Genomic DNA, 16,047 nt, shown 5'->3' with positions numbered 1-16,047 from the left:
CCGCCGAGGCCCGGAGGGGCCGGTCCCGTCACGGGACCGGCCCCTCCGCGCGTCACAGCACGTCGAGGACCAGCAGCAGGACGAGCGTCAGCAGCGCCGACACGAGCAGTGAACCCAGGCAGCCGAGCCGGCTGGAGAAGAGGAAGAACACCCCGCCCGGGTGCCCGGGCCGGCCCATCTCCCACACGCCGTGTGCGCCGAGTCACCCGGCCGCGCCGCGGACCACCCGTTCAGGGGATCGCGAGTGACGACCGCGGTTACGTACGGTCATCACGTTCCGGTCGGGGGCGCGTCGTCCTGCCCTCGTCCGCCGCACTCGTCCGCCCCGCGCTCCGGCGCCGGCGGGTACGACCCCGGCCCGGCTGACCCGTTCCCCCCGGGGCAGCCGGGCCGGCTTCTTCGCCGCCCGACGGGCCCCGCGTCAGCGGTGGCGGCTGGGCACCCGGGCGAGCACGTGGCCGGCGTCCATGCGCACCTCGAGCTTCTCCTGCGGGTTGGCCGCCGGGCCGCGCCGCGGCTCGCCGTTGTCCAGGTCGAACGCCGAGCCGTGCCACGGGCACACCAGGCAGTCCGACCCGCGCACGGTCTCGACCGTGCCCTCGTCCAGGGGCCCGGAGAGGTGCGAGCAGGCGGCGACGAAGACGTCGACCCGGGCACCGCGCCGGACGACGGCCAGCGGGACCGCCATGCTCCCGCCCTTTCCGGAGCGCATCGTCGGTCGGCCCTCGGGCAGGTCGTCGAGCGGGCCGAGGTCGATCCAGTCCGTGCTCAGCCCCCGGACCGCCGTCGCCGCGTGGGACGCCCCCGAGGACTGCGCGTAGGACATGTGGCCGCCGATGGCGGCCGAGCCGCCGGCGAGCCCGAGCCCGGCGTAGGACAGCACCCGGCCCCACCCGTCGCGACCCCGGCCGCGAGCCGCCAGGGAACCCACGTACAGCCCGAGGGCCGCCGTGTTCAGCACGGCGTGCAGCGCGCCGAGACGGCGGACCCCGACCTCCTGCTCCGACCAGTCGGCCGCCCCGGAGAGCGCCGCTGGCACGGCGGCGGCCACGCCGGTGCCGATCAGCAGCGTCGCGGCGGGACGCATCCGCGGGATCGCGTCCAGCAACCCCGCGGAGACCCAGCTCCCCACGGGGACCTGCACCATCACCGGGTGCAACGGGTGCCCGAGCCAGGTGCCGTGGAGGAAGTCCTTGAACGCCCCCGGCTTGAGCGCCCCCTGCACCGCCTTGCGCGCCGGCTCGATCGCCTTGTCGAAGGCGGAGACGTCCGCGACCCGGTCCAGGATCCCCATCAGGCTCATGGGCGGCCCCTACCCGCGCCACGGCGGGGCGACGCACCCGATCGCGCACGACTCACAGGCAGCCGTGATCAAGGACACGGGTGGGTCACGGTTCCCGCCGGCATGTTCAGAGGTGACAACGGTTATGCCGAAGAGGAGCCTTGACCCTGCTCACCGTTCCGCTGACCTGTTCCCCTGCCGAAGGACCCTCCGTGACCTGCCCGTCCCTGCTCCGCCGGGGCCACGCCGCCGAAGCGCTCGGTGACCTGGCACGGACGACGACGCAGTGGGCGAAGGGCGCCGCGGCCCCGCTGACCGCCCGGCTCCAGCGCGACGACACGCTCGCCCAGTTCCTGCGGTTCGTCCTCGTCGGCTCGGTCACGACCGCCCTGTACGCGGCCTTCTTCGTGGCACTGCGGAGCTGGGGCTACCTCCCCGCGCACCTGGTCGCCACGGCGGTCTCGACCGTCCTGGCCAACGAGCTGCACCGTCGCCGGACGTTCCGCGCCGGCGAGCGGGTGCACTGGTTCACCGCGCAGTGGGAGGCCGGCGGCGTCACGATCCTCGGCCTGCTCGCGACCAGCACCGCCCTCGGCTGGCTGGACGCGGTGACCGAGGGCGACCACCCGGTCCTGCAGATCGCCACCGTCGCCGCCGTCACCGCGTTCATCGGGGCCATGCGATTCCTGGCGCTGCGCTGGATCTTCCGGCCGGAGCCTGCGCTCTCCTGAACGTCCGCTCGCGCTGAGCCGCGACGGGTCCGTGGCTAGCCTCGACGAGGTGAGCGAGCCGACCGCCAGTGCGTCCCCGTGGCCGCGTCGCGCCCGCCGGGCCGCGACCTGGGCAGCGAGAGTGGCCCTCGCCCTGGGCGGCGCGCTGATCGCCGTCCTGCTGTTCGCGCGGGTGTCGGCTCCCATCGGGCCGTTCGACGCCACACTGGCCTTCCGCCCGGCCGGCGGCGGTGCCCAGGTGTCCGTCGCCCCCCTGGGCGAGCTGGCCGTCGACGTGTACGACGGCCCGCTGCGGCTGGACGTCGACCTGCAACGGGTGGACCAGGACCGGGCACGGGCACTCGCGACGGACCCGGTCCGCCTGGCGGGCGTGGTCGACCAGGTGACCGAGGACCTGCGATCGGCCGTCGTCAGGCTGATCTGGCTGACCGCCGTCGTCGCCCTCGCCGGGGGTGCGCTCACCTCGTGGGCGGTGCTGCGCCGCCGCCGCGAGCCGCTGATCGCGCTGGGCCTCACGAGCGCGGTGCTCGCCGCCACCGGCGGTCTCGCCGCCGGCACCTGGCGCCCGGAGGCCCTCTCCCAGCCGACGTACACCGGACTGCTGACCAACGCCTCCAGCCTGATCGGCAGCGCCGAGGACATCGTGGCCCGCTTCGACGCCTACCGGGCGTCCCTGGAGGACCTCGTCGCCAACGTCGGCACGCTGTACTCGGCACTCTCCGCGCTGCCCGCACCGGCCGCCGGCGACGACACGGTCGCGCTGCTGCACGTCTCCGACATCCATCTCAACCCCGCCGGTTTCGACCTGGTGCGGCAGGTGAGCCAGAAGTTCGGCGTCGAGGCGATCCTCGACACCGGCGACATCACCGACTGGGGCAGCGAGCCGGAGAACCGGCTCATCACCGCCGTGGGCGACCTCGACGTCCCCTACGTCTACATCCGGGGCAACCACGACTCGTCGACGACGGCCGGGCTGCTGGCCGCGCAGCCCAACGTGACGGTGCTCGACGACTCGGCGGTCACCGTGGCCGGCATCCGGATCGCCGGCGCGCCCGACCCCCGGTTCACACCCGACAAGAGCACCGGCGACGACGACGCGGGCGACGAGGTGCTGGAGGAGTCCGGTGAGGAGCTCGCCGACGCCATCGCCGACCTGCCGGAACCGCCGGCCATCGCGCTCGTGCACGACCCGAAGCAGGCGCCGCCGCTCGACGGCGAGGTCCCGCTGGTCCTCGCCGGGCACACGCACAGCCGCAAGGTCTCCGAGCTCGCCGACGGCACCCGGCTCATGGTCGAGGGGTCCACCGGCGGGGCGGGCCTGCGGGCGCTCGAGGGTGAGTACCCCGAGCCGCTCACGTGCACGGTCCTGTACGTGGACCGGGACAGCGGCGAGCTGCGCGCCTACGACGAGATCACCCTCGGCGGGCTCGGCGAGACCGAGGTGACGGTGCAGCGCACGGTCGTGCCCCGATCACCGGAGCCCGCACCGGACGCCCCGGCGGCCCCGGCCTCCCCGCCGCGGTGAGCGGCCCGCCCTACGCTGCGGGCATGTCGACGACCCGCGCCGCCCGGATCGCCGGAGGCCTGCTCGCCGCCGGCGTCCTGCTCGGCGGTTGCTCCTTCAGCTCCGAGAACGTCTCCTGCTCCGGGACGTCGTGCACCGCCACGCTGAGCACCGACGACGCGAAGGCGGAGGTCCTGGGCCAGACGCTGACCTTCGGGGGCATCGAGGACGGGCGCGCGTCGCTGAGCGTGGGCGGGGCCAGCGTGTCCTGCGCGGAGGGCGAGAAGGTGAACGCCGGACCGCTGGAGCTCTCCTGCTCCGGCGTCACGGAGGACTCGGTGGAGCTGACCGCCCGACTGGGCTGAGCCGCTCAGGGGGCGTGCACGACCTCCACCACCACCCGGACCGGGTCCTGCAGCAACTGCACCCGGAAGGGCAGCTCCGCGCGCGTTCCCACGGCCGCGGTGGTCGTGCCCTCGTAGGTCGCCAGGAAGTGGACCTCGGTGACGCTCCGGGTACCCGCCGCCGTCAGCTTCCCCGTCGGTGCGAACTCGTCCACGCCGGTGTCGAAGGGGTAGGCCGTGCCCGTCAGGGCCACCAGCAGCACGGCGTCGCCGCCGACCCGGACCGGCTCGCCGCTCCCCGGGGCGGTCACGGCGTCGACGTACCGGACGTCCCAGCCGGGGGTGCCGGTGCCGCCGAGCTCGAGGACGACGCGGTCGGCGCCCTCCTCGGCCGAGAGGCGGACGTCGGTGACGGTGAGTCGGGCGTCCGGCGAGGCCTCGACCGTCTGCGGGTCCGAGCCGTCGGTGGGGACGGCGTCCCCCGACGCGCTCGTCCCGGCGGTCGACGGCGCGCGTCCCGCGGCTCCCGTCGCCGCGCAGCCCGGGAGGGCCGCCAGCACGACGGCGAGGGCTGCGACCACGGCAGGGTGGACTCTGCGCACGGTGCCAGCCTCGCACTCCGGGACCCCCGCTCAGGGCAGGCGCGAGGGCCATGTATTGTTCTCGCTGCCCCCGGCGAACGAGAGCCCTCATCGTCTAGCGGTCCAGGACGCCGCCCTTTCAAGGCGGTAGCACGGGTTCGAACCCCGTTGGGGGCACTGGCACGACAGCATCACAGCAAGGCCCTGTAGCGCAGTTGGTTAGCGCGCCGCCCTGTCACGGCGGAGGTCGCGGGTTCGAGTCCCGTCAGGGTCGCTCTCCGGTGGGAACACCGGGAGGGGCAGGTAGCTCAGTCGGTACGAGCGCTCGCCTGAAAAGCGAGAGGTCGGCGGTTCGACCCCGCCCCTGCCCACACCACACTTCGATCCGGGCCCGGCGCAGCGCGCCGGGCCCGTTCGCGTCTCAGGTCCAGCTGCGGTCCGCCGCGACCTGGGTGTAGACCTCCGCGTGCACCTGCCGCACGGCGTCCCGCTGCCCGTCCCGCCACACCCGGTCGGCCGGTCGCGGCATGGGGCGGGCGAGGGCGGCCCCGATCGCCGCCGCGAGCGAGACCGGGTCGACCCCGCCCTGGTCGTCGTGGCTGTAGGGCACGACCTCCGACCACTGGTCGGCGGCCCAGCCACAGCTGGGCGCGACGGGGCGGGTGCCCACGTCGCGGCAGACCTCCACATCGCGGGAGTGGGTGCCGCACCGCTCCGGCAGGACGGCGACGTGCACCTGCTGCAGCTGCGCCGCCCACTCCCCGGCCCGGACGACGGTCAGCTCCACCTGACCGGCCCCAGCGAGCTCCACGACCGCCGGCTCCAGCGCCGGCAGCTCCGCCTCCTCGACCAGGACCCGCAACCGCCCCCCGCCGGAGACCGCGCCGGACAGGGCCGCCCGCACCAGGGCCGCGGGGTGCGGAACGGCAGCGCCCACGCGTACCCCGACCAGGCCGCGCTCGGCTCCCAGCTCGGGGTCGGCGACGGCGACCGACGGATGGGCGACCACGATCGCGGTGCGGCCGAACCGCTCCGCGATGTCGTCGGCGGCCCCGGGCGTGAGCGTCAGCACGACCTCCGCCGTGGCGAGGACGGCCGCCAGATGGGCGTCCTCGCCGCTCGCCGGTCCTCCCGTGGCGTGCAGCTGGTGGACGGTGACGACGAGCGGCACGCCCAGTCGCTGGAGCTCCTCGGCCCACGCCTCGGCCGCCACGGGCTCCAGCCGTCCGTAGCCCATGTGCAGGTGGACCACGTCGACGCCGTCGGCGTGCGCGGCGAGGTGACCGAGGTCGAGCCACGCGCTGGGTTCCGCGACGTCGCCGACGCGCGTGACGCCGGCGGGGAGCACGGCGTCCACGTACGGGTCGCGCGGCGGGATGGTGACCACCCGGAGGCCGGTGCCCAGGGGTTGCTCGGGAAGCCCGGGGGCCGGGGGTTGTGCATGGGTCACGCGGCGGTGCGTCTCCTCGTGCGGTCGAGCACTCCGACAGCACAGGGTGCCGCTCGACGGTCGGTGGACCCGGGCTCGCTGCTGGAGCGGGGTTCGGTACGGCCTACCCCCGTCGTCCGGCGCCCAACCCGTGACCGACTCCATCGGGTGAGCCGGCGTGTCGGAACGGTCACCGCCCCTGCGGCCCCTGTGCCCGTGCGGTCGCGTACGCGGGCTCCCGGAAGCGGGCCATCGGGCCGTCCGGGTGGAGACCCGGCGGCGGGTTGCGGACGGCGTCGAACCGGATCGCGACGTCCAGGGGCTCCCGCGCGCCCGTGCTGCGCAGCCGGGCGAAGGGTCGCCACGGTTCACGCCCGGCCGCGACCGCGAGGGTGAAGTCCAGCGCGCCCCGCGCCGCGGCCGCGGACACCGGAACCGGGTCGGAGGGGACCCGCGACCCAACCGGCAGGGCCGCGACCCGCAGCGCTCCGGCCGCGGACCGGTAGGCCATGATCGAGCCGTAGACGCCGTCGGCGTCGACCCGGGGCACCGGGACCAGTCGGCTCCACGATCCCTGCCCGGTGCTCGACAGCAGGATGTCGATCGGGCGGTCGCCGTCCCGGTCGAGGCGGATCGCCAGCCCGAGGACGTCGGGCAGCGGGGTCGGCAGTCCCGCACCCCGGGAGAGGCGGACGACGACCCGGTCGGTGCGGGCTTCGTCCAGCCACGGCACGCCGGTCGCGGGGCTTGCGCCGGTGCGCTCCAGCACGGCGTCGAACACCGCACCGCGGGGATGCATGGCCCGCCCGCGGCGGTACCGGGCGACCGCCCCGAGGGGTACGGCCACCACCTTGCCGGCCAGCTCCGCCAGATCGGGCACTGCACGCTCCTGTCGTCGGGAGGGACGCCTACCCGCAGGTCGGGGCGCGGTATGCGGCCGGCCCGGGGGGCGCCGATCCGGCTCTCGTCGAGTCTTGTCGAGAGCTGCTGTGACGGGTGAGGTCAGAACGACGACGGGGCGGCAACACTGCGCCAGGAGCGGCTGATCTTTCGGAGACATCTGCCCCGTGACACGGATCGGTCCCGGTCCTACGGTCAGAACATGCTCTCGACACTCCTGGTCATCGGCGGTGTGCTGGTCGGTCTCTGCGTGCTGCTGGCCCTGATCGTGAGCCTCAGCGCGCGCCCGGCGACCACCACCCGCCCCTCGACCGGGGTGCGCGCTCCCGCGTGGGCGGCCGACGCCGGCCGCCCCCACCCGGACGCCTGGGCGCCCTTCAGCTCGACGAGCACCAGCGAGATGCCCGCCGTCCGCTGACCCCGACCGGCGTCCCGGCGGCTGCTCTGGCCGCGCCGCCGGGACGCACCGGCTCCCTCCTCAGGGGCCGGTGACCAGATCCGCGGCCAGCTCGCCCACCAGGACCGCAGTCGCGGCCGGACCGCGACGCGGTACCCGGGGCAGCACCGAGGTGTCGGCCACGCGCAGCCCGTCGATGCCGCGCACCCGGAGTCGCTGGTCGACCACCGCGCCCACGTCCCCCTCGGGACCCATGCGGGCGGTGCCCGAGAGGTGCACCGCGGTGGTCAGCCGCTCGCCGATCCAGCGGTCGAGCCCGGCGTCGTCCGGGGGCAGGGCGACCGGCTCCCCCATCCGCCGCAGCGCCCGGCTCTCCAGCAGCTCGGCGGCCAGCCGCACGCCCTGCCGCATGCGCCGGGCGTCGGCGGCCTCGACGAGGTGCCGGTACTCCACCAGCGGCGGCCGCCCGGGGTCGGCGTCGACCAGGGACAACCGGCCGCGCCCCTCCGTGCGCTGGAGCGCCACGCCGACCTCGACCTGCTCGCCGCCGGCCGGGCGCCCGGTCATCACCTGGGCGAACGGGGCCGTCCACGGCAGCACCTCCAGGTCCGGGACGACGGCGTCGGGCCCGGTGTGCAGCACCCCGTGCAGCGGCGACTCCCCGGGTGCGGCCGTGACGCCCTCCCGCGCGCGGAACGGCAGGTAGACGATCGGGTGGTCCGTGCAGTCCTCGCCCACGCCGGGGGCGTCGACGAGCACCTCGATCCCCGCCGCCCGCAGTCGCGCCGCCGGGCCGATCCCCGAGAGCAGGAGCAGGTGCGGTGAGCCGACCGCGCCGGCGCTCAGCACGACCTCACCCGCGCGGACCTCGCCGCTGGTCGTGGCCACGCCCACGGCCCGACCTCCCTCCACGAGCACGCGCAGCACCCGGACGCCGCCGCGCACGGTCAGGAGCGGGTCGCGCCGGCGCGGGGCCAGGTACGCCTCCGCCGCGCTGATCCGCCGGCCGCCCACGACGTTGCGCGGGACCGGGCCGTAACCGGGCGCGCTCCCCGCGTTCTTGTCCGGCTCGCCGGGCAGCCGCAGCTCCTCGGCCGCCTCGGCGAAGGCACCGGCCAGCGGAGGACCGGCGGTGGGGCGGACGACGGGCACCGGACCGTCGGCCCCGTGCTCGGGCCGGTCGCCGTAGTCGTGGTCGCTCTCCAGCCGCCGGAGCACCGGGAGCAGGCGGTCCCAGGACCACAGGTCGTTGCCGGCCCCGGCCCAGTCCGCGGCATCGGTGGCCGTGGGCCGGATGAAGTACCCGGCGTTGACCGCGCTGGAGCCCCCGACGACGCGGCCGCGCGGAACCCGGACCGTGCGACCGCCGGGGAGCAGCCCGGGCAGGTCCCAGTTCGCCGGGTGGCCGGGCACGGCGGCCCGCAGGGTCGAGGCGTCGAGCAGCTCGGGGGCCACCGAGTCCTCCCCGGCCTCCAGCACCAGCACGCGGCGCCCGGCATCGACCAGGCCGGCCGCGAGCGCGCACCCCGCGGTGCCCGCACCGACGACGACGACGTCCCAGTCGCCGGGCCGGTCAGCCATCCCTGAGGCCCAGCACCCCGGGCAGGTCCAGCCGCCGCACCTTGCCGGTGGAGGTGCGCGGCAGGTCGGCGAGCGGGTGCAGGCTCTTCGGGCGCTTGGCGGGGGCCAGCCGGGCGCGGGCCCAGTCGGCCAGCTCGGCGGGGTCGGCGTCGCCCACGAACGCGGCGACCACCCGCTGCCCCCAGTCGGGATCGGGCACGCCGAAGACGGCGCTCTCCACGACCCCGGGGTGCGCGTCCAGGACGGCCTCGACCTCGGCGGGGTAGACGTTGACCCCACCGGAGATGACCAGGTCCTCACGGCGGCCGTCGAGCCACACCACGCCGTCCGCGTCGACCCGGCCGAGGTCCCCCACCGTCACCCGGTCCCCGCGCCAGGCGGCCGCCGTCTTGTCCGGCGCCCGCCAGTACTCGAAGCGCGCCCACCGCGGGACGGCGCACCACAGCTGACCGCGCTCGTCGACCTCCAGCCGCCGACCGGGGCGGGCACGGCCGACGCTCCCCGGGTGCGCCAGCCAGTCCTCGGGCGAGCAGACGGTGAACTGCGCCTCGGTGGAGCCGTAGAACTCCCAGACGCTCCCCTCCGGCAACGCGGCCAGCACCGCCCGCTTGAGCGGTTCGGGGCAGGGGGCACCGGCGTGCACGAGGCGGCGGAAGGAGGACCAGTCGACCGCATCCCGACCAGCGCCGCCCGGGGCCAGCAGCCGCTGCAGGTGCGTCGGCACGCAGAAGGTGGTGGTGGGCCGGAGCGTGCTGATCGCCTCGGCCGCCCGCCCGACGTCGAACGGGCCGGGCAGCAGCACCTCGCCGCCGGCCAGCAGCGTGTGGATCGCGAACCGGAGCGGGGCGCTGTGGTGCAGCGGCGAGAGCACCAGGTGCCGGTCGCCGGGACCGAACCCCCAGAGCTCGATCTCCTCGGCGGCCAGCGCCCGGGCGTCCTCCCCGGCGAGCACCCCCGACCACACGCCCTTGCGGCGCCCGGTGGTCCCGGACGTGTAGTGCATGGGCCGGGCCAGCGGGACGTCGGCCAGGTCGGCCTCGGCGTCGCCGAGCAGCCGGCCCGGGTCGTCCCCCGCGTCCAGGGCCGGGTCGCCGTCCTCGGCCAGCACGGCGCGCTCTGCCGCGGACAGGGCCGGGTCGAGCACCACCGGGACGATGCCGGTGCGCAGCGCGCCGAGCACCACGGCCAGCAGCTCGGGCGACGCCGCGGCCGACACCAGCAGGCGGTCCCCGGCCCGCAGGCCCGCGGCGGCCAGCGAGGCGGCGGCCCGCCGCTGGTCGCGCTCGCTGCCGGCGCTCGTCACGATGCGGGTCTCCCACCCGACCGTGCTCATGCGGGCCGCACCTCCCCCGCCGTGCCGAGCACGACCTGCCCCTCGGCGGCGAGCTTGGCCAGGGTGGCGCGGGTCGACTGGGCCGCGGCGGGCCACACCTCCCGCGGGACCTCGGCGTACACCAGCGCCACCAGGTCGTCGACGCTGCCGGCCCCCTCGGCCAGTGCATCGAGCAGCTGCCGTTCCCGGAACGCCCGGTGGGCCAGGTAGTACTCGAGGACCGCGCCGGGGTCCTCGGTCAGCTCCGGCCCGTGCCCGCAGTACAGCGCGCTCGGCCCGAGATCGTGGACGCGCCGCAGCGACTCCAGGTAGGCGACGACGTCGCCCTCGGGATGCGTCACGACCGAGGTGCCCCGGCCCAGCACGTGGTCGCCGACCAGGACGGCGCCGGACTCCAGCCGGAAGGCCAGGTGGTCGGCGGTGTGCCCCGGCGTGGCGACGACCTCGACGGTGGTGCCGGCCAGGTCCACGCGGTCCCCCGCCGCGAGCAGCCACCCACCGGGGCCGGCGACCGCACCGGAGGCCGCGGCCACGGGGGCGGTGAAGTGCTCCCCCCAGGGGAGCGCCGCCTCGGCGTGGTCACCGTGGTGGTGGGTGACGAGGACGGCGACGCAGCGCGCACCGCGCGCGGCCAGCGCAGCCTCCACGGCAGCCAGGTGCGCCGCGTCGTCGGGCCCCGGGTCGACCACCACCGCCTGCCCGCTGCCCGGGGCGCCCACCACGTAGGTGTTCGTGCCGTCCAGGGTCATCGGCGACGGGTTCGGCGCCAGCACGCGGGTGACCAGCGGCTCGAGGTCGCTGGTCCTGGGCAGCGAGCCGAAGGCGGGCAGGTCCCAGCCGGCGCGGGGATCGGTCGGGGCGGGCACGCAGCGCACGCTATCGCCGGAGCTCCCGCGCCACCCTCCCGGCCGCTAGCCTGCCGCCCATGCGCCGTTCCCTCTCCGCCTGCCGCACCGGGATCCCCGTCGCCGCGGCCCTCGTCCTGCTCACCGCGTGCGGGGGCTCCGACGACGACAGCTCCGCCTCCGGCTCGACGTCGTCCTCCTCCAGCGCCGCCGAGACCAGCGCCTCCGCCGACTCGGCGTTCTGCACCGAGGCCGCGAGCATCCAGGAGCGGCTGGAGGCCAGCGTCTCCGACCAGTCGGACCCGACGCAGCTGCCCGCACTGCTCGACGAGGCCGCGACCGAGATCCGGGGCATCGAGGCGCCCGACGAGATCGCCGCGGACTGGTCGGCCCTGGCCGACGGCGTCCAGCAGTTCTCCGGGGCCATCGCCGGGATCGACTTCAACGACCCCAACGCGCTGGCGACCCTGGAGCAGAAGCTCGCGCCGCTGCAGCAGCAGCTCGACTCGGCCTCGACGAACGTGAGCAACTACCTGCGGGACGAGTGCGGGATCGACGTCCCGACGGAGACGAGCTCGCCCACGAGCTGAGCCGGCGCCTCCCCCGGCTCAGCCTCCGCAGCCACCCAGGAAGATGCCGCGGGCGTTGAGCCACGGGACCGGGTCGACCTGGCCGCCGTACATCGCGCCGCTGGGGTGCACCTCGAAGTGCAGGTGCGGTCCGGTGGACTGACCGCGGTTGCCGACCTCGGCGATCTGCTCGCCGGCCGAGACGCGCTCACCGGTCTCGACGAAGTAGCGGTTCACGTGGCCGTACACGGTGACCTCGCCGTCGTCGCCCTCGATGTAGACGGCGAGGCCGAAACCGGTGGCCGAACCGGCGCGGCGGACCACCCCGGAGGACGCGGCGTAGATCGGCGTGCCGATCGGCGCGGCGATGTCGACGCCGCCGTGCAGGGCGCCCCAGCGCCAGCCGAAGCAGCTGGAGACCCGGCCGGAGGCCGGCTTCGCGTGGCCGTCGGAGACCGGCCCGATGCTCCCGCCGCCACCGCTGCTGCTGCCCCCGCCGGAGTTCCCGCGGGCGGCGGCAGCGGCGCGGGCCGCCCGCTCGGCGGCGGCCGCCGCGGCCGCCTCCTCGGCGCGCTTCTGCGCCTCCCACTGCGCGTAGGCGTTGCGGGCGCCCTGGAGCTCCAGGAGGTGGATCTGCGCGGCCTGCAGCTGCTGCTCGTACTGCGCCTTCTGCGTCATCACCTGGTCGTAGGCGGACTGCTGCGCCGCGAGCTGGGCATCGGCGGTGGCCTTCGCGGCCTCGGCGGCGTCCTCCGCGGAGGCGCGCTCGTCGCGAGCGGCTCGCGCGGTGGCGTCGGCGTTGGCCTGCCGCACGCGGGCGACCTCCAGTGCGCCCAGGACGTCGATCTGGTTGTCGGCGACGTAGTCGAGCATCGCCGCCTTCTGGATGAGCTCCCCGGGGCCCTCGGCGTCGAAGAGGGCCGCAGAGCTGGTGAGGGTGGAGCCCTTCATGTAGCTGTCGCGCGAGAACGTGGCGATGCGGGCCTCGGCGGCGGCCACGGCGTCGGCGGCGCGCTGCAGCTCCGCGGCCGCCTGGTCGGCCGCGGCCTGGGCCAGCTGGAGGGCCTCCAGGGCTGCCTCGTAGGCGACGCCGGCAGCCTCGGCCTGGACCCCGTAGCGCTCCAGCTCGGCCTCGGCGCCGGCCACCAGGCCCGCGAGCCGCCCGACCTCCGCGGCGGCCGCGTCCTGGGCGCCCTTCGCCGCACCGAGCTGGCTGTCGGTCGGGTTGGGCGGGGGCGGGGGAACGGCGACGGCGGGGGTGGCGGTCCCCAACAGCGCTGCGCCGGCCACGACACCGAGGACGGCGGCGCGCAGCGGGCGGGCGGTACGGCCCACGGACGGACGGCGGCTGCCGGCCCGTGGGGTCGCCGGTCCGGACGGACGGCGCTGGGACATGACTCGCTCCCTGGGGAAGAGGGTGGGCGCCGAAAGCAGCTCGGCGCCCAGTGAGAGTCGCACCGTCACCAGTTGTCACAAAGGCAACACGCGGAACAGTTGACGCGCCGCAACCAGAACGGTCAGTGACCGTCTCAGCACTGTCGGCATGTCGACATGTCGGTCAGTCGACCGGGCGCTCCAGCTCGTGCGCCAGCGCCTCGAGCTCCGCTCCCCCCGCCATCAACCGGGTGAGCTCCTCGCGCGAGATGTCGGCCTTGGCGTACTCACCCAGGCTCCGACCGCGGTTGAGCAGCAGGAAGCGGTCGCCGACCGGATAGGCGTGGTGCGGGTTGTGCGTGATCAGCACGACCCCCACACCCCGGTCCCGGGCCTGGGCCACGTAGCGCAGCACCACGCCGGCCTGCTTGACGCCCAGGGCCGAGGTCGGCTCGTCGAGGATCAGCACCCGCGCCCCGAAGTGCACCGCCCGCGCGATCGCGACGGACTGCCGCTCGCCACCGGAGAGCGTGCCCACCGGCTGGTCGGGATCGCGGATGTCGATGCCCATCGCAGCCAGTTCGCGGCGGGTGGTCTCCTTGGCCTCCGCGACGTCGAAGCGGCGGAACGGGCCCCAGCCCTTCGTCGGCTCGGCGCCCAGGAAGAAGTTCCGCCAGATCGCCATGAGCGGGATCATCGCGAGGTCCTGGTAGACCGTCGCGATCCCGGCGTCGAGCGCCTCCCGGGGCGCGCCGAAGGAGGCCGGAGCCCCGTCCAGCAGGAGCTCCCCGCGATCGGCCCGGTGCACGCCGGACAGGATCTTGATCAGCGTGGACTTGCCGGCGCCGTTGTCGCCCAGCACGCAGGTGACCTCGCCGGCGCGGACCGAGGCGCTGATGCCGTCGAGCGCGATGACCGAGCCGTAGTCCTTGCCGAGGTCGCGCAGCTCGAGCAGCGCCGGCTCCCCGCCCACGCCGCTCATCGCCGGGCCGCCTCTGCGTAGCGCCGGACCAGCCGGTTGGCCAGCACCGCGAGCAGCAGCATCGCGCCGAGGAAGAAGTAGAACCAGTCGGCGTCCCACCGCAGGTACGGGATGCCCAGCTGGGTCATGCCGAAGATCAGCGCGCCGAGCGAGGCGCCGATGGCCGACCCGAACCCGCCGGTGAGCAGGCACCCACCGATGACGGCGGCCACGATGTAGATGAGCTCCTGCCCGATGCCGGTGTTGGCCTGCACCGAGGTCAGCCGCACGGCGAGCGTCGTCCCCACGAACCAGGCCGCCCCTGCCGTGGTCATGAACAGCGTGATCGTCGTGCGGCGCGCGGGCACGCCGACGTTGCGCGAGGCGACGTCGTCCCCACCGGTGGCGAACACCCAGTTGCCGAAGCGGGTGCGCAGCAGCACCCAGGTGGCCAGGGCGGTGAACAGCAGCCACCACAGGACGGCGACGCGCACCTCCGCCCCGAGGACCTCCACCTTCGAGGCGAACACCCACTCGGCGGCCGCATACCCCGGCACGTCGTCGATGCCGCCGACGGTCACGGTGCCGGTGAACAGCTTCGTCAGCCCCAGGTTCAGGCCCTGGAGCATCAGGAACGTGCCCAGCGTGATGATGAAGCTAGGCAGCCCGGTCCTGGTCACCAGCCAGCCGTTGACGAAACCGATCGCCAGGGCGAGCACCAGCGACACCGCGATGGCGACCCACAGGTTCTGCCCGAACTCGGTCGCGACGACCCCGACGGTGAGCGCGGTCGTGCCGGTCAGGACGCCCGCGGAGAGGTCGAAGTGCCCGCCGATCATCAGCAGCGCGACCGCCACCGCCATGATCCCGAGGGTCGAGGCCGGGTCCAGCCAGTTAGCGATCCCCCGGGGCGAGCGGAACGTCTCCGACTGCACCGCGAAGAAGAGGAAGACCGCGACCGCCCCCACCAGCGCGCCGAGCTCGGGCTTGACGAGCAGGCGGCGCAGCGGCCCGGGGGCCGCCAGCCGCTCGTCGGCCCGGCGCTCGGCCGGGGCCGTGGCCCCCGGGGCGCTCAGCGCGTGCCGGCCGTGGCCAGGTCGGCGACCTCGTCGACGTTGTCCGCGTCGACGATGCCGGGGCCGGTGAGCACCGGCTGCCCGCCGCCGACGGTGTTCAGGTTCTGCGCGTAGAGCTTGAGCATCACGATGGGCAGGTAGCCCTGCTCGTACTGCTGCTGGTCGACGGCGAAGGCGATGTCGCCGTCCTGGATCCCGCTGATGACGTCCTCGTTCAGGTCGAACGTCGCCACCTGCGCGTCGGACCCGGCGTCCGCCGCCGCCTCGACGGCGACCGCGGCGACCGCGGAGTTCAGGGTGAGGACGGCGTCGATGCTGCTGTCGCCCTGCAGCTGCGAGGCGATCGCCGACTGTGCGCCGGGCAGGTCGTTGACGTCGACCTGCAACGGGGTGACCTGGGCCCCGAGCCCCTCGGAGGCACCGGCGCAGCGCTGCTCGAGCCCGATGTTGCCGGCCTCGTGCACCACGCACAGCACGTTCTTCGCGCCGCGGCCCGCGAGCTCCTGGCCGGCTCCGCGTCCGGCGATCTGCTCGTCCTGCCCGACGTGACCGATCGCGCCGAGCCCGGCCGACCGCTCACCGCCGGAGTTGATGGTCACGACCGGGATCCCGGCCTCGACCGCCGCCTCGATCGAGTCCTGGAGGGCGTCGGGGTTGGCCATGGAGACCACGATGCCGTCGACCTCGGAGTTGACCGCCGCGTCGATGAGCTGCGCCTGCCGCTGCGGGTCGCCGTCGCTCTGGTAGTCGACGTCGATCCCGAGGTCCTCGCCGGCCTGCTCCGCACCGTTCTGCACGACGTCCCAGAACGCGTCACCGGCCGACCCGTGGGTGATCACGGAGAAGGTGAGGTCCTTCCCGCCACCTCCGCCGCCGGAGCTCGAGCCGCCCGGGTCGCCGGCGCTGTCGGTGGTGCAGGCCGAGAGGAGCAGGGGCGCGGCCACGGCGAGCGCCACCAGTCGCTTCGGTGCGGGCATCGCAGAAGTCCTCCTGTGGTCACGGGCGGGGCCCGCGCGTCCGGACCGGGGATCGGTCCGACCACGGATCATGCTCCACCCGGCGACCGGAGGCCGGTCAGGAGGGGCCGACGCGGCGCAGTTCTCCTCCGACCGGGGGAGGGCGCGGGCGTTCTAGGCTCCT

Annotated in this window: 17 protein-coding genes and 3 tRNA genes; 8 read left to right on the top strand and 12 right to left on the bottom strand. The window is 75.2% G+C overall.

Translation table 11 applies throughout. The features are described 5' to 3' along the window. Positions 1 to 52 precede the first annotated feature (52 nt). Both DQ237_RS20405 and DQ237_RS05880 read right to left on the bottom strand, forming a co-directional pair. Entirely contained in the window at positions 53 to 187 is a 135-nt protein-coding gene (locus DQ237_RS20405) for a hypothetical protein (protein ID WP_255411529.1), read from the bottom strand. A gap of 234 nt (positions 188 to 421) precedes the next feature. Then, the gene (locus DQ237_RS05880; RefSeq protein ID WP_113798079.1) at positions 422 to 1,303 is read right to left on the bottom strand and encodes a Rieske (2Fe-2S) protein; all 882 of its coding nucleotides are present in this window, start codon (positions 1,301 to 1,303) and stop codon (positions 422 to 424) included. 191 nt (positions 1,304 to 1,494) lie between these two features. Here DQ237_RS05880 and DQ237_RS05875 point away from each other — a divergent pair, with 191 nt between their 5' ends. The 3 genes from DQ237_RS05875 to DQ237_RS05865 are packed head-to-tail and all read left to right on the top strand — an operon-like array spanning position 1,495 to position 3,882. Further along, complete coding sequence (locus DQ237_RS05875; RefSeq protein ID WP_240619440.1) at positions 1,495 to 2,013, top strand: GtrA family protein; 519 nt, start codon at positions 1,495 to 1,497, stop codon at positions 2,011 to 2,013. A 49-nt stretch (positions 2,014 to 2,062) separates the two neighbouring features. Continuing rightward, positions 2,063 to 3,538 carry a metallophosphoesterase gene (locus DQ237_RS05870; RefSeq protein WP_113798077.1) on the top strand — a complete coding sequence of 492 codons (1,476 nt, stop codon included), beginning with the start codon at positions 2,063 to 2,065 and terminating at the stop codon, positions 3,536 to 3,538. Between the two features lie 23 nt (positions 3,539 to 3,561). Continuing rightward, a complete protein-coding gene (locus DQ237_RS05865; RefSeq protein ID WP_113798561.1) occupies positions 3,562 to 3,882 on the top strand; it encodes a hypothetical protein in 321 nt (106 codons plus the stop codon). A gap of 5 nt (positions 3,883 to 3,887) precedes the next feature. On the opposite strand, the gene DQ237_RS05860 is transcribed toward DQ237_RS05865, so the two are convergent. Beyond that, positions 3,888 to 4,442, bottom strand: a complete 555-nt coding sequence (locus DQ237_RS05860; RefSeq protein ID WP_113798075.1) for a hypothetical protein — start codon at positions 4,440 to 4,442, stop codon at positions 3,888 to 3,890. Positions 4,443 to 4,546: 104 nt separating this feature from the next. Between DQ237_RS05860 and DQ237_RS05855 the strand changes: the two genes are divergently transcribed. The 3 genes from DQ237_RS05855 (at position 4,547) to DQ237_RS05845 (ending at position 4,813) form a co-directional block, all read left to right on the top strand. Then, a tRNA-Glu gene (locus DQ237_RS05855) sits at positions 4,547 to 4,619 on the top strand. 23 nt (positions 4,620 to 4,642) lie between these two features. Further along, positions 4,643 to 4,716 (top strand) — tRNA-Asp (locus tag DQ237_RS05850). Positions 4,717 to 4,739: 23 nt separating this feature from the next. Continuing rightward, positions 4,740 to 4,813: transfer RNA gene (locus tag DQ237_RS05845), tRNA-Phe, on the top strand. Between the two features lie 50 nt (positions 4,814 to 4,863). On the opposite strand, the gene DQ237_RS05840 is transcribed toward DQ237_RS05845, so the two are convergent. Further along, entirely contained in the window at positions 4,864 to 5,892 is a 1,029-nt protein-coding gene (locus tag DQ237_RS05840; protein ID WP_240619439.1) for a glycosyltransferase, read from the bottom strand. A gap of 169 nt (positions 5,893 to 6,061) precedes the next feature. Beyond that, entirely contained in the window at positions 6,062 to 6,751 is a 690-nt protein-coding gene (locus tag DQ237_RS05835) for a phosphodiesterase (RefSeq protein ID WP_205730090.1), read from the bottom strand. A gap of 222 nt (positions 6,752 to 6,973) precedes the next feature. On the opposite strand from DQ237_RS05835, the gene DQ237_RS05830 reads away from it, so the two are divergent. Continuing rightward, on the top strand, positions 6,974 to 7,189 hold the full coding sequence (locus DQ237_RS05830) for a hypothetical protein (RefSeq protein WP_113798071.1): 216 nt from the start codon (positions 6,974 to 6,976) through the stop codon (positions 7,187 to 7,189). A gap of 60 nt (positions 7,190 to 7,249) precedes the next feature. On the opposite strand, the gene mftG is transcribed toward DQ237_RS05830, so the two are convergent. The 3 genes from mftG to DQ237_RS05815 are packed head-to-tail and all read right to left on the bottom strand — an operon-like array spanning position 7,250 to position 10,948. Beyond that, positions 7,250 to 8,749 carry a mycofactocin system GMC family oxidoreductase MftG gene (gene mftG / locus DQ237_RS05825; protein ID WP_113798069.1) on the bottom strand — a complete coding sequence of 500 codons (1,500 nt, stop codon included), beginning with the start codon at positions 8,747 to 8,749 and terminating at the stop codon, positions 7,250 to 7,252. Beyond that, entirely contained in the window at positions 8,742 to 10,082 is a 1,341-nt protein-coding gene (locus DQ237_RS05820; RefSeq protein WP_113798067.1) for a class I adenylate-forming enzyme family protein, read from the bottom strand. The genes mftG and DQ237_RS05820 overlap by 8 nt, the downstream gene beginning before the upstream one ends. Then, entirely contained in the window at positions 10,079 to 10,948 is an 870-nt protein-coding gene (locus DQ237_RS05815) for an MBL fold metallo-hydrolase (RefSeq protein ID WP_113798065.1), read from the bottom strand. Before DQ237_RS05815 ends, DQ237_RS05820 begins: the two co-directional genes overlap by 4 nt. A 59-nt stretch (positions 10,949 to 11,007) precedes the next feature. Between DQ237_RS05815 and DQ237_RS05810 the strand changes: the two genes are divergently transcribed. After that, positions 11,008 to 11,517 (top strand): hypothetical protein, encoded by a 510-nt coding sequence (locus DQ237_RS05810; RefSeq protein WP_113798063.1) that lies wholly within the window; start codon positions 11,008 to 11,010, stop codon positions 11,515 to 11,517. A gap of 18 nt (positions 11,518 to 11,535) precedes the next feature. On the opposite strand, the gene DQ237_RS05805 is transcribed toward DQ237_RS05810, so the two are convergent. The 4 genes from DQ237_RS05805 to DQ237_RS05790 all read right to left on the bottom strand — a co-directional run bounded on the left by DQ237_RS05805 (position 11,536) and on the right by DQ237_RS05790 (position 15,884). Further along, the gene (locus tag DQ237_RS05805; RefSeq protein WP_113798061.1) at positions 11,536 to 12,891 is read right to left on the bottom strand and encodes a M23 family metallopeptidase; all 1,356 of its coding nucleotides are present in this window, start codon (positions 12,889 to 12,891) and stop codon (positions 11,536 to 11,538) included. 163 nt (positions 12,892 to 13,054) lie between these two features. Continuing rightward, positions 13,055 to 13,852 carry an ATP-binding cassette domain-containing protein gene (locus DQ237_RS05800; protein WP_113798059.1) on the bottom strand — a complete coding sequence of 266 codons (798 nt, stop codon included), beginning with the start codon at positions 13,850 to 13,852 and terminating at the stop codon, positions 13,055 to 13,057. Further along, complete coding sequence (locus DQ237_RS05795) at positions 13,849 to 14,799, bottom strand: ABC transporter permease (RefSeq protein ID WP_240619438.1); 951 nt, start codon at positions 14,797 to 14,799, stop codon at positions 13,849 to 13,851. Before DQ237_RS05795 ends, DQ237_RS05800 begins: the two co-directional genes overlap by 4 nt. A 104-nt stretch (positions 14,800 to 14,903) precedes the next feature. Further along, a complete protein-coding gene (locus DQ237_RS05790; protein WP_113798058.1) occupies positions 14,904 to 15,884 on the bottom strand; it encodes a sugar ABC transporter substrate-binding protein in 981 nt (326 codons plus the stop codon). Positions 15,885 to 16,047: the final 163 nt, after the last annotated feature.

It is taken from the genome of Blastococcus sp. TF02-8, from assembly GCF_003319175.1.
Lineage (GTDB): Bacteria > Actinomycetota > Actinomycetes > Mycobacteriales > Geodermatophilaceae > Blastococcus.
This window is presented reverse-complemented; position numbering and strand designations above follow the sequence as displayed.